11 protein-coding genes are annotated in these 13,246 nt (G+C 35.9%); 5 read left to right on the forward strand and 6 right to left on the reverse strand.

The window, feature by feature from the left end; translation table 11 throughout:
- Positions 1–7: 7 nt before the first annotated feature.
- Positions 8–1,198: an HD-GYP domain-containing protein gene (locus H4J52_RS15515; protein WP_182182154.1), complete on the forward strand. Its 1,191-nt coding sequence runs from the start codon at positions 8–10 to the stop codon at positions 1,196–1,198.
- 2 nt (positions 1,199–1,200) lie between these two features.
- On the opposite strand, the gene H4J52_RS15520 is transcribed toward H4J52_RS15515, so the two are convergent.
- The 3 genes from H4J52_RS15520 to H4J52_RS15530 all read right to left on the reverse strand — a co-directional run bounded on the left by H4J52_RS15520 (position 1,201) and on the right by H4J52_RS15530 (position 4,794).
- The gene (locus H4J52_RS15520) at positions 1,201–2,823 is read right to left on the reverse strand and encodes a methyl-accepting chemotaxis protein (protein WP_182225124.1); all 1,623 of its coding nucleotides are present in this window, start codon (positions 2,821–2,823) and stop codon (positions 1,201–1,203) included.
- Positions 2,824–3,006: 183 nt separating this feature from the next.
- Entirely contained in the window at positions 3,007–3,165 is a 159-nt protein-coding gene (locus H4J52_RS15525) for a hypothetical protein (protein WP_182182156.1), read from the reverse strand.
- Positions 3,166–3,384: 219 nt separating this feature from the next.
- A complete protein-coding gene (locus H4J52_RS15530) occupies positions 3,385–4,794 on the reverse strand; it encodes a M20/M25/M40 family metallo-hydrolase (protein ID WP_220461101.1) in 1,410 nt (469 codons plus the stop codon).
- A 207-nt stretch (positions 4,795–5,001) separates the two neighbouring features.
- On the opposite strand from H4J52_RS15530, the gene H4J52_RS15535 reads away from it, so the two are divergent.
- Positions 5,002–5,328, forward strand: a complete 327-nt coding sequence (locus tag H4J52_RS15535) for a hypothetical protein (RefSeq protein ID WP_182182157.1) — start codon at positions 5,002–5,004, stop codon at positions 5,326–5,328.
- A gap of 369 nt (positions 5,329–5,697) precedes the next feature.
- On the opposite strand, the gene erpA is transcribed toward H4J52_RS15535, so the two are convergent.
- Both erpA and H4J52_RS15545 read right to left on the reverse strand, forming a co-directional pair.
- Positions 5,698–6,039: an iron-sulfur cluster insertion protein ErpA gene (erpA, locus tag H4J52_RS15540; protein ID WP_182182158.1), complete on the reverse strand. Its 342-nt coding sequence runs from the start codon at positions 6,037–6,039 to the stop codon at positions 5,698–5,700.
- A gap of 186 nt (positions 6,040–6,225) precedes the next feature.
- A complete protein-coding gene (locus tag H4J52_RS15545) occupies positions 6,226–7,089 on the reverse strand; it encodes a PEP-CTERM sorting domain-containing protein (protein WP_182225126.1) in 864 nt (287 codons plus the stop codon).
- Positions 7,090–7,383: 294 nt separating this feature from the next.
- Between H4J52_RS15545 and prsT the strand changes: the two genes are divergently transcribed.
- Complete coding sequence (prsT, locus tag H4J52_RS15550; RefSeq protein WP_182225128.1) at positions 7,384–10,194, forward strand: XrtA/PEP-CTERM system TPR-repeat protein PrsT; 2,811 nt, start codon at positions 7,384–7,386, stop codon at positions 10,192–10,194.
- A 25-nt stretch (positions 10,195–10,219) separates the two neighbouring features.
- On the opposite strand, the gene H4J52_RS15555 is transcribed toward prsT, so the two are convergent.
- Complete coding sequence (locus tag H4J52_RS15555) at positions 10,220–10,951, reverse strand: DUF6776 family protein (RefSeq protein ID WP_182225130.1); 732 nt, start codon at positions 10,949–10,951, stop codon at positions 10,220–10,222.
- 59 nt (positions 10,952–11,010) lie between these two features.
- Here H4J52_RS15555 and H4J52_RS15560 point away from each other — a divergent pair, with 59 nt between their 5' ends.
- Complete coding sequence (locus H4J52_RS15560; protein ID WP_310649991.1) at positions 11,011–12,732, forward strand: chloride channel protein; 1,722 nt, start codon at positions 11,011–11,013, stop codon at positions 12,730–12,732.
- On the forward strand, positions 12,729–13,163 hold the full coding sequence (locus H4J52_RS15565) for a CopD family protein (protein WP_182182162.1): 435 nt from the start codon (positions 12,729–12,731) through the stop codon (positions 13,161–13,163). The genes H4J52_RS15560 and H4J52_RS15565 overlap by 4 nt, the downstream gene beginning before the upstream one ends.
- The last annotated feature ends 83 nt before the right edge of the window (positions 13,164–13,246 follow it).

Genomic DNA, 13,246 nt, shown 5'->3' on the forward strand with positions numbered 1-13,246 from the left:
TTTGATTATGATTGTTGAAATTAAAATCGCAGCGTTATTGAAAGGACATTTTGTTGTTGATATTGCTAAACAACAAGGAACTTATAATTTAACCACCTCTGGGCACATAAAAAACACCAAAGTTATTGATAATTTACGCAGTAAGGGGGTCGAAAGCTTATTAATAGATACGAGTAAAACCCTAACATTTGATGCTGGTGATAATATTATTGGTAATAACAAGGCTAGCACCGAATCAGTCAGTAAAAGATCACCCATTATTTTAGAGATCACTAAAGCAAAAAAATTATTTAATGAATCAAAAGAAATTCAGCGGCAGATATTTGCAGATGCCCAGCATGGACGAGAACTCAATTTAACACCTGTGATTGAAATTACCAATCAAACTATTGATACAGTATTTAAAAACCCGGATGCGTTAGCATGTGTTATAAATATCAGAAAAAAAGATGAGTATTTACTAGAACATTCTGTATCAGTTTCAGTATTAATGACGATTTTCGCACGATTTTTGAAAATAGATAAAAAAATTATTCAGCTACTTTCTGTAGGGGCATTTTTACATGACGTCGGTAAGATCAATATCCCTGACAGCATTTTAAATAAACCAGGGAAGTTAACAGATGCTGAATTTACCGTTATGAAGAGCCACGTTAATCATTCAATAAAAATAATAGAATCTACACCTGGAATTTCTGAATTAAGCCTTGAAGTTGCTGCACTTCACCATGAAAAACTTGACGGTACCGGCTATCCTTTTAATATCCCTAAAGAAAAAATTTCCTCGTATGGCAGGATGATTGCCATTTGTGACATCTTCGATGCGCTTACGGCTAATCGTTGTTACAAAGATGGCTATAGCCATTTAAAATCGTTCAGTATTTTACGAAGTTTAGCAATAAAAGAACACTTGGATCAGCGTTTGGTCGACTTATTTATAAAATGCATGGGGGTCTATCCTGTTGGGTCATTAGTTGAATTAAGCTCAAATAAACTGGCTATTGTAGAAAGTAGAAATGACGGTGACCCAACCAATCCTAAAGTACGTTCGTTCTATAATGCTTTAGATGGGTGTTATGTGATGGCAGAAGATATTGACTTATCAAGCGATAAAGATTTTATTATAAAAGGCGTTAGAGCCGATGATTTTGATCTAGACATGAACAAAATCATCGATTTTTTATTAATGGAAGGATAAATTCATACTTTAAACTTCGATGTAGCCGTCTGCAATTTTACGGCATTCTTATCAACTAAATGCGCCACATTGCCAATTTCTTCAATGGCTGCTTGCGTAGCACCAAAACTGTTATACATCTGCTCAATATTATTTACAACTGTCTCAGCTACACACGACTGCTCTTCTGTTGCCGTCGCTATTTGGCTGTTCATCGAACTGATATGACCAATTTGCTCTTTAATCTTGGTTAATGATTTATCGACAGCTAAAGAAATTTCTTCATTGTTATTTGCTTTTTCTCGTGCTAATCCCATCGTACTTACTGATTGATCAGCCGCTGAAATAAGCTTGTCTAATAGTCCTCGAATTTCGGTCGTAGACAATGCAGTTCTAGAAGCTAAACTTCTTACTTCATCTGCAACGACAGCAAAACCACGACCTTGCTCACCCGCTCTAGCCGCTTCAATAGCTGCATTTAGTGCTAATAAGTTTGTTTGTTCTGCTATGCCATTAATTACGTCTAGTATTTTGTTCATATTCTGAGAGTCTTTCGCAAGTCTGTCAACCACATCGGCTGCATTACCGATTTCATGTACTAATTCGCCTGATATACACAAAGAACGCTGAACATTTTCCATACCTCGGTTGACCTCTACTTCTCCAGAGCCCGCAGCATTTGCCGCTTCTGCAGCAGACTTAGCAATATCAGTCACACTAAATTGCATTTCAACCATAGACTGTTTAGTTATTTCAGCGACTTCCGCTTGGCTTTGTACATTTTCATGAACATCTCGTACCTTATCAGTTAATTGTTCTGCACTTTTTGTCAAAGGGGGCACAACATCGATAACGTTTGAAACGATACTTCGTAGTATCTGCGTAAAAGCATTAAAATGCTTAACAACATTACCAAGTTCATCTTGACTTGTAACTTCAATTTGATTGGTTAAATCGCCATCACCTTCAGCCAATTCTTTTAAAGAAGCATCAATATTTAATACTGAATGGCTAATTGAACGCGCTATCACGATACTTAATAGCGACATTATAATCAGTAATAAAATACCCACTAAAATACTTAAATCTCTTGATTCACTTGAGTTAGTAACCGTTTCTTCAACAAGTCTGTTAAATATCTCCGCCGCTTTTTCTTTATCTCGCACTAAAATCTCAGTAACTTGTTTAAAAATATCAGATTTCTTTTCAATACTATTCTTTGTGGCAGTCGCTTGAAAATCAATTTCTTCGTTGATAAACCCTATGGAAATATTTCTAGCAATATCATTATATTCTTTACTCAATGAGACTGATTTAGAGGTATCAGAAAATGACGACTCCAGTGAGCTAATACGCTTTAGGTTATCGGCCAACACTGTAACTAATTGAGTAGCTTGAGCAATTAATTCTTCATCACCAAAAGAAACACTTTGATTATAAATTTCATCGATACGTTGCCAGTTACTTACATTTTCACTCGTTAAATTAACAAGGTGAATAGTGGTATTCTGAATTGTTTTTAATACTATTTGATTTTTAGAAATAGCTGTAATATTAATAAGTAAATTAATAGCAAAACTCAAAATAGCGATGGCTAAAATTGCTAAAATTTTATGAAATATAGGTAGAGATTTAAAAAAATTCATATTTATCCTAATCGTAAATTATGCACTAATCGTAAATTGTGCACTATACACTGTACATTGTTAAAATGCCTAGCGACCAAAGTCTTAATTTTTTTAAAATCATCAAAAAAATTTTACTGCTTTTATATCAAGACTCATATCTGCCATGACTTGTAAACCGAATAAGCTTTCTGAATCTAGACTCTACCCGTATTCATAAGCAGAAACAATGGCGTTATCGGCGAGAAAAGTTACGGGTACGCCATAATTTTCAACACCAGTTTCATTGAGTATCTTGCCCACACTCACGCTAGCAAAGCCTAAGAGCCTTACTCCGCCTGGGCTATTCCTTGTAGCAAGCATAACGAGACGATTATTGATGTAGCAAGTGTACTATTATTCATGCCTGATTCTCTCTTAGTGTTAACTGCTGAAATTAATTTTATATCTTTTAAAGAGTTAAGTTCAGAATTATCATAAAATCAAGAAGAAAGTTGCTTTGAAATAGTTTATAGGAGAGCTCTGACAAGAAATGTTAGCAACAAAATAAGCGGCGACTAACATTCCTTTAGATAATTATAATTACTTTCTAAAATTAACACCTGATTGAGCTGAAAAATAAGCAAATAGAGTATAAACCGCTGTTGCTTGTTTTAAGTCTTCAGGGTTCACCTTGTCTAAGGTATCGTTTTCGGTGTGGTGATAATCAAAGTACTTTGTACCATCAGGTGCAAAATTCATACTTGGCATACCTGCCGCACTCATCACGCTCATATCTGATTGTGCTTGAGCATTATTATCATTTGATAGTTCAACGCCTAATGGAGCTAGATGTGCAGCAAGATCGTTAATCGCTGTTAGCGAATTTTTACCAACACCAGACGTCATTTTATAAATTTTACCAACACCAAAGTCCCACTCTGCGCCAATGATATGGTTTGCCATGTTATTTTCATGAAGCTCCATATATTTTTTAGCCCCTAACAAACCCACTTCTTCACCAGCAAAAAGAATGACACGAATCGTACGTTTCGGTCGTTGCGGTAATTGTGCAATGTGATAAGCAGACGCCAACATCATAGCAACCCCCATACCATCATCTAATGCGCCCGTGCCAACATCCCAGCTATCAAGATGTGCGCCAATTGAAACGATTTCATCAGGGAATTCACTGCCGGTTATCTCACCGATCACATTCGCAGAAACCGCAGTCACTTTAGGGTCGGTATGACTGGTTAATTTTAAATAAAAACTGACTGGCATGTTCCGTTTTAATTGGTTAACAAGTAAGTCTGCATCGGGGTTTGAAAGAGCTGCAGCGGGGATCTTATTCACATTGTCGTCATAACGCATAATACCTGTGTGAGCTATCCGGTTATTATCTGTTCCAACAGAGCGCATAATTAATGCCGACGCGCCTTTTTTAGCCGCTACAACAGCACCACCGACACGCGTACCTACGGCTGGACCATAGCCATTACCGTCGATATGCTCTTCCATTTGATAAGAAACAAATGCAATTTTTCCGTCCAAACTATTGTCTGGTGCTGCAACTAAATCTGCTAATGTCTTAAAGTGAGCTACTTCCGCGGTAAGTCCTTCATCACTAGTAGCTATACTTCCACCCAGTGCAATAGCAACGATTTTGTGTGGATATGGTGAAATTATTTTAGCTTGAACTTCGCCGCGCTGCCAAAAGGTTCCGGTAACTTCTTCTGTCCATACTTTATCAAAGCCTAACGCTTTCATCTTACTTTGCGCCCAGAGGATCGACTTTTTATCCCCCTCAGAGCCCATTAACCGATGGCCCACTTCTGTAGTTAACGATTCCAATACTTGATACGATAAATCAGATTGGAGAGCGGTATTTTTTAATTGTGTTAATGCTTTAGTTTCTGATTTTGTTAGTGTTGCTGCTGAACTCGACAAAGCTAAAAAAACACTGCTTAACACAAGTGTTTTTATGACTGATTGAAAAGGCACTTTCCGCATGATATTCCCTTTTATAAGTAATGATTGATCGTAGAATACATTCAGTATCAAGAATCTTGCGACGACATGCAAATAGCTTCACCTTAAAATAGCAACGAACTATCTTTATTGAACTATTTACTGTTTATTAAGGTAAAACTAAAATTTTTCAAGATTGGAAGTCTCAATGTAACATCAATGATTTTACGATTTACAAGGAGGTCATATGTGAATAAATTAAGCAAAGGACTGATTTGCTCTACCATTTTTCATTTGATGATGCTGATTATTTTCACGCAACCGTTTTCTCAAGCCCCTTTACCCATGATCATAAAAAAAAATCCCGGTAAACCTATCCAAGCGAGACTGTATTTCTCTTCTGTTGCTAAGTATTCAAGCTTTGCTTTTGATACGGTGCAGGCGACCATTATAAAAAAAGCACCGAAAAATGAAACTAAAAGCGAAACTCAGACGGTTAAGAGAATACCGTTAAAAAGAGAGTCCACCACCCAAGCTAAAATATTGCCGAAGCAGCCAAACAATAAAAATTGTTAACAAGTGATAGCTCAAATAAAAGTATTTCACAAACGTCACTAAGGAAGCTGGGGCAACGTTTGAATAATCAAGCAAGTGAAACGCGCAAGATGACAATTTCAATCAATACTGAACCCATAAAAATACTCTTGCACCATCGATAACAAGGTTTAATCAACAACCCGATGCTAAAGCGAAAATAAAGCAAGTAGATTGAATAGCAGTAAGGTTAATATCGCAATAACAGCAATATCAGATTTGCTTGGGGGAAGTGTTCGATGTAATAGCATGCCTGATTTAAAAGACTTCTAAGATAAAAGAAAGAAATAGGCACAAAAAAAACCAGGGAGGATATCACTGGTTTTTTAATCAATATAAAACTAAAGAGGGTTAGATTGAGAAAGAAGAACCACAACCACAAGTCGAAGATGCATTGGGGTTATTTACTAAGAATCGACTGCCTTCTAGGCCTTCAATATAATCGACTTCACCATCAACTAAGTATTGTAAACTCATCGGGTCAATAACCATAGTAACGCCTTTTTTAACGATGGTCATGTCACCATCGTTCACTTTTTCATCAAAAGTAAAGCCATATGAAAATCCAGAGCAGCCACCACCTGTTACATACACTCTTAATTTTAATTCCGGGTTCTCTTCTTCTGTTATCAAAGACAACACTTTAGTTGCGGCGGCATCGGAAAATTTTATCGGTAATTCAGGAGTTGACATATTACTCTACTTACAAAGATGTTAACGGGATTGTCTCAGAGCCATTATCTTAAACTTGACTAATTTAGTCAAGTATTCACTTGTTTAGTCTGCTAACCCCAATAAAAAGTAATGTTTCACAAATATAACAAAAAAAATGCGCCATATTTCTCAATATAACGCATTGATCAGGTTATTAATGAAAGATTAATTTTTTACTTTTCTACGGTAAGTAAAACCAGCCATAGCAAGCAACATTAATACAATAGTTCCTGGTTCTGACACAGGAGTTGAACCACCAGAAAATGAAGCAACACCTTCAATAATGTCGTTAGCGCATGTCATTGCCCAGCGAAAAGCAATTTGATTAGCGGTAGCAAGTGCGGTACCACTCACATCAAAAGAAAAACTAACTTTACCGTAGCCATTCCATGTTTCACCAACGGTCTTAGCATAGCTATAATTAGTATCTACATACCATGAAGATGAATCATGAACTATATCGCTATTTCTATCCGCAAGCATTACCGCTTGGTTATCACGAGAACTAGTACCATGAAGATCAGACGAACTCACTACCTGATTACTGCCAAAGCCTGACTTTAATTCCCCAGTTCCTGACGTAAATTTACGTGCACCACTAAGGTCGTAAACGTAGTTCCAATTTGTGCCGGTATTTGATTTATCTGCAGTACTAGTATATCTGTCACGTGAGTTATTTCGTTTGGGATCCCAAGGCGATTCTCCAGTACTGTCAAAACTATTATCAGCAGCCATAAACAAATCACCAAGCTTGATACCGTCTGTATTTATATCGTTGTAAAATGCAGTAAAGATGTCAACAGATAGTATGGTGCCAACACGAGAAACGAACATTTGGTCAACATCAAATAGGTAAGATTCACCATTGATGTCATTTCTATTACCTTTACCTATATAATTATCTTGAATATCTGAATAACCATTATCAGTGTACTCCTTCATTATTTCATCGGCGGTAAGTGTTGTAGCAAACGCGTTAATACTTGATACTGAAAGTGCAGCTATTGCAATCCATTTTAAACATTTCATATTTTTAAACCTACTTCTAAATACCGGCATCAATACATGTGTAATCAAAACACAAGATTATGTATAATTTATTATCTACTAATTCAGTCTTATTCAAAATTCAAGCCAATATGTAAAAAACCAATAACTTCAATAATATAGAGAAATATATAGATATATACTCATTATATTACCTAAAAGTGTAAAAATTATCGACAACTATTATTTCATCCATTAAACAATTAAAGATCTTCTAGATATTAATAATAACTCCGAGTATCCTTAACAATTGATTTTCATAAAAGAAATATTTCAATGATATCTTTAATAAAAACGACTTTAGCCTTACTCACTGGCACGCTTTTATTGCTAAGTACCCATTCTCTAGCTTTTACCGAGCAAAATGCAGATAAACCTTATGAAGATGCACTCAAAAGTTTTTATATCTCTGAACTGAACGCTGCAATTATTCATTTGAAAAATGCTTTAAAAAATGATCCTAAGCATTTACCTTCAATGGTTTTACTCGCCGAAGTGTATATTGCGATGGGTGATGGCGCTTCCGCTGAGAATCAGTTAGAAAAAGCCCAAAATAATAAAGCGGATGAAAGTAAGGTACTTCCTTTAATGCTCGAGGCTTATCTGTTACAACAAAAATATAAAGAAGTGATTAATGCCCCTATTGCAGCTGACACCCAAAAAAAACAGCTTAATAAAATTGCGATATTACAAGGAAGAGCTTTTATCGCGATGAACAATTTAGCGCAAGCAAGAATATTATTTCAAAAAGCATTAGAACATGTACCTAATAGCATTAAAGCACAATTAGGCCTCGCACAAGTATACTTACTTAAAGGAAACATACTTCAAGCGAGAGCTTACCTCAGCCAAGTACTAGCGGTATCTCCAACAAATAGTATTGCTTTAACAATGCTTGCTAATATAGAACAGCAAGTAGGCAATAAATTAGAGTCATTGAGTATTATTTCTCAGGTTATCGAATTAAACAATAAGGACTTCCCTGCGCTACTAACACGAGCAAGCCTATATATTGAGCTAGGAAATTTTCAACTTGCCTTGAACGACATTGATGTTATTACGACAGAAATCCCTAATGAACCTAAAGCGAATTATTTAAAAATAATAGCAAACAGTGCGCTAGGAAATACAAAGGAAGTAGAGGAAACAACCGCTCATATTAATGTGGTATTAACCGGTTTACCTGAGGAGGTAATGAAACAAAATCCGGTCTATCTTTATTTAGCTGGCGTACTAAGTTTCCAACAACAAGAAAACCTTAAAGCTCAAGAGTTTTTGCAAAAATACCTTGCCATCATTAATAATGATACAAGAGCATTAAAGTTAGCGGCCCAAGTCGAGTTATCATTAAATAGCCCATTTCGAGCGAAAACATTATTGGTAAAATCAAAGTTAGTCGATCCAGATGATATCGAAACCTGGTCTCTACTTGGGCAAACTTATACAATACTAGGTGAGCTACAACTTGCTGAAAATTATCTAATCGACGTTGTTAATAATAAAGACAACCCAAAGGCTTTGTTTGACTTAGCAAACTTAGAGATGCTGACCGGGAAGTTTTCACAAGCGATTATCCACCTTGAACAGGCAAAGTCACTCGATACCAACGTAAGCTTAATTGTATTATTGGCAGAGGCTTACCAGAAAAACAATCAATTTGAACAAGCACTCGAACAATTAGACCTTGCGCTAACATTACAAAATGACGATAGCGTTTTACACTTACGAAAAGGCATCCTCTTAGGTCGATTAAACAAACATCTTCTGGCAAAAAAATCACTAGAACAATCTTTAGCTTTAAACCCAAATAACCTTAGAACGCTTGTTCATTTATCAAGAATAGATGTTATTGAGCAACAGTCTGACAAAGCTATTGAGAAAATCAATAAAAAAGTGTCTGAATTAAAAGAGCCTAATGCATTTTTATTAATCGAGCTAGGCAATATACATCGCATAACAAAAAACAATAATGATGCACTAGATGCATACAAAAAAGCGTTTAGTGTTGATAACAATAACCCAACAGCATTAATCAACATTATTGAGATGCAAGTAATGCTTGGTCAGCTAAAAGAAGCTATAACGCTGACAAATAAATTTTTGAACAAAAACAATAAAGTTGGAAGTGTTTATTTAGCACTCGCTAATTTATATATGGCTGATAAAGCCTATGAAAAGGCTTTTAGCACTTTTGAATTAGCCGTAAAGAATAGCAATGACAAATCAAATATTTATAATGTTTTTGCTGATGCACAATTGTCCCGTTCTGATTTTGAGGGAGCCACTCTCAGCTTAAAACGCTCGATTTCATGGAATAGCGAAAACGTTGACTCATATTTAAAATTATTTAATATTTACGTAGAGCAAAAAAATGAACGACTTGCTTTAGATATTTTACAAAGCATATCAGAGAGAAGTACTAACCTTGTTTTTTTGAAGAATTTAGAAGGTGACTTATACCGACAATTAGAAAAATTTGATAAAGCAGAAAACTTATTTTTGGTTTCCTTGAAAAAAAGTAAAAACCGACAGGCCGTTTACGGTTTGTACCGTGTTTATAAACAACAAAAACAATTTTCAAAAGCACTTAGTTTACTGACTGACTGGACTAACGATAATCCACAAGATATTACTTCTCAAATCGCAATAGCCGACACGTTAGTCGCTACAAACCAACTACAGCGTGCCGCTGAAAAGTATCAAAATTTAATGAAAGAATTTTCTGAAATGCCTATTTTATTAAACAATGCGGCACAGGTCTTTATTAAATTGAATCAGTTCCCACAAGCATTAGCTCATGCTGAAAAGGCACATAGTAAATTACCTGATAACGTAGCGATAATGGATACACTCGCATGGTCTTACACATTAAATGAACAGGCAGACTTAGCACTGCCTATATTCAGACAAGTCATTATTAAAGATTTTAATAATGCCGAAATAAAATATCACTTAGCTGTCGCTTTATATCAATTAAACCGTAAAGGTGAAGCGAAAAAGTATTTGAAAACGGCGATAGAAAGTGAAAATGCTTTTCCCGATAAATCAGATGCGATAGCGCTCATGAAAAAACTTTCTGGGGAATAATATAGTGGCCTAAAAACACATCGTATTACGGCGTGTTTTTTAAGAGTTCGCCCCAGATAAAGCTTTCATCTAATCGCTGATATTTCTGCCATTTATTTTTTGGTAAAATAGTCGCTAATTCTAACTTTTCTGGGAGAAAGTTTTCAGGCAGTGTAAACTCACCTTCAACGATTTGAAAATACTGAAAACTAAATGATAAATCTTTCTTTGTCGACGCTGATATATGGCTTAATTTTAATTGACTAGGCTGATTATTTAAACTGCCCAACAAGGTGAAGTCGATATACCCTTTAGCAAATCGTTTACGCAACTGCTGTTGCACTAATACTATTTGAAAACGAAAGTGATGTGGACTCGCTGTTGGGTACAACAGAAGTCTATCAATAACTAAACCATCAACTGTTTTTTCTGGCGCCATCACTTTTTCATAAAAAGCGAGCTCTTTCTTAACTTCGTAATGTTCAGACTCCATCATTTTTAAAAGCTCTTGAGAATGTTGATTAGCCATACGTTCAACTTCTAACTCTACTTCAAGGGTATTTATTTGACTGTTTTGATCAACATTTTTTTCATATAATTTACTCAGTCGCGTTTGCTGTTGCGCTAACGTTTTAACTTGATAGCCATGATAAAAATTCCCAACACGATAACCACTGTAAAGACAGATAGCAATAATGAGAAGAAGTAAAAGTGCAGAACGGAATGCGCCTAAACGAACCACAACCGTATTTAGATTTATTTTTGCTAACCAATTCATTTGAAAAGTATTATGATATCCGACGAGTTAATAAATATTTTTAGGCTAAAACAATAAAGGTGAACCCTTTCATTATTATGATATCGCTCTCTTTACTTAGAAAACGTTTAGCCCTACCGAGAACTTCCTGGCAACTTTGTTTGTTAGCCGCTATAGGTGGCGCTGCATCAGCACTTTTAGTCGTACTATTTACCATTAGCATTGACACAATTCAAAGCTTTTATTTAATCCAAAAAGATAACTATACCAGTTTAGATGCGTTAAGTCGTTTCGTTTTGCCTATAGTCGGCGGATTGATGATTTTATTTTTTGCGTGGTTAACGGGCTACCAATATTTACGTACTGGTATTCCTTTTATATTACACCGCTTAAAAGTGGCTAATGGCATTATTCCATTTCGCAATACTATTAATCAATTTTTTGGCAGTGTTGTTGCGTTAGCCTCTGGATTTTCAGTCGGTAAAGAGGGGCCCGCTATACATTTAGGCGCCGCTTGTAGCAGTTATATTGGTAATAAACTAAACCTTCCATTCAACACGATACGCACACTTTGTGCCTGCGGAATAGCCGCAGGAATAGCCGCTTGTTTTAATACTCCCATTGCTGCGGTTATTTTTGTCATGGAAGTAATATTACGTGAATATAAAGTACATATCTTTATTCCGGTGATGATCGCAGCTCTTATCGGTTCAATGATCACCCGTAGCATTTTGGGGTCGGCACATGAATTTGCCTATTTCGATAAAATATCTCTTAGCTTTCATCATTATCCTGCACTTGTTTTATTAGGATTGATACTCGGATTATTAGCGTATGGCTTTAACAGATATCTAATCCTCATCATAAAATATTCAAGCTCAATACATATAGTGCCTCGTATTATGTTGGCGGCATTTATTACAGGAACGTTAGGTTTTTTTGTGCCATTTGCTATGGGTACCGATTTAGGGGCAATAACATTTGCGTTGGAAAATAATCTTCATATACAGCTATTACTTGGTTTATTATTTGCCAAAATCCTCATGACAATTACCGCATTAGGCTTAGGTATTCCTGGTGGTATTATTGGTCCTATTATTGGTATAGGTGCAATTGCAGGTACTTGTGTGTCAGTACTTGTTACTGGTTACCTACCTGGAGAAAACCTTGCAGGCGACTATGCGCTAATGGGGATGGCTGGCTTTCTAGCGGCAACACTAAACGCGCCACTGGCGGCACTACTAACCGTTGTGGAGTTATCGAATCAGTTAGAGGTCGTTGTGCCTGCAATGATCGTTATAACCACTGCCTGTGTATTTTCAGGCCAGTTTTTCAAAAACCGATCTGTTTTTGTTATGCAACTTGAACAACAAGGGCTAAAATACCGAAAATCGCCTATTGAAAAGTCATTACAACGTATCGGTGTTTTGGGTGTTTTACAGGAAAATATCAATGTCTATCAACAAGAATGTTCCAAAGACGTTTTAAGAGCGCTAGAGAAAGTTGAGTTGTTAAATCATGTTATTATTCAAGCATCGCCCGCAATAGAAAACCTCACCCCTTACTCAACGTTTACATGGTTAAAAATTGAACACAACCCAGCCGTTAGAGCTGTAAAAATAGTACCTTTGCGATTAATCCCTTTGCAAAGTCAATCAACATTAGCTGAAGCTTATTTAGCCCTGATTGAGCAACGTGATGGTGGTGTTTATGTTTACGATGAAGACCTTAACGACATCTTAGGCATCATTACCTTTGAACAGATCCGAAGTTATTTATTAGAAGGAAAAACAACAGTATGACTACTCTTTTGTGGTTAAAAGCTTTTCATGTATTTTTTATGGTCGCTTGGTTTGCAGGGATTTTCTATTTACCTCGACTCTTTGTTAACCATGCAGAAACAACGAATCAAGCGGTTGCAAATCACTTAAAGGGGATGGAAAAACGCCTGCTATATTTTGTGACTCCTTTTGCATTATTAACGGTTTTATTAGGCGTGGCATTAATTTATCATTATGGTTACGCTTGGTTTATTGCCTCAAAATGGTTACACCTAAAAGTGACTCTAGTTATGTTACTTTTGGCTTACCATGGCTATTGCTTTAAATTAGTTAAAGATTTTAAAGCAGATAAAAACATACGTACAGGCAAATTTTATCGCTTTTTTAATGAGTTTCCCGTACTTATACTGCTCGCAATAATATATTTAGTATACTTAAAACCGTTCCAATGATTCACCTTGAATTATATTTTTGCTTTTTAGTGCACATAAAAAATTTACCAGTTATAACGTTCTATTAGATCTTGAACAACGAT

Origin of the sequence: Colwellia sp. MB02u-14 (assembly GCF_014076915.1) — a bacterium.
Lineage (GTDB): Bacteria > Pseudomonadota > Gammaproteobacteria > Enterobacterales > Alteromonadaceae > Colwellia_A.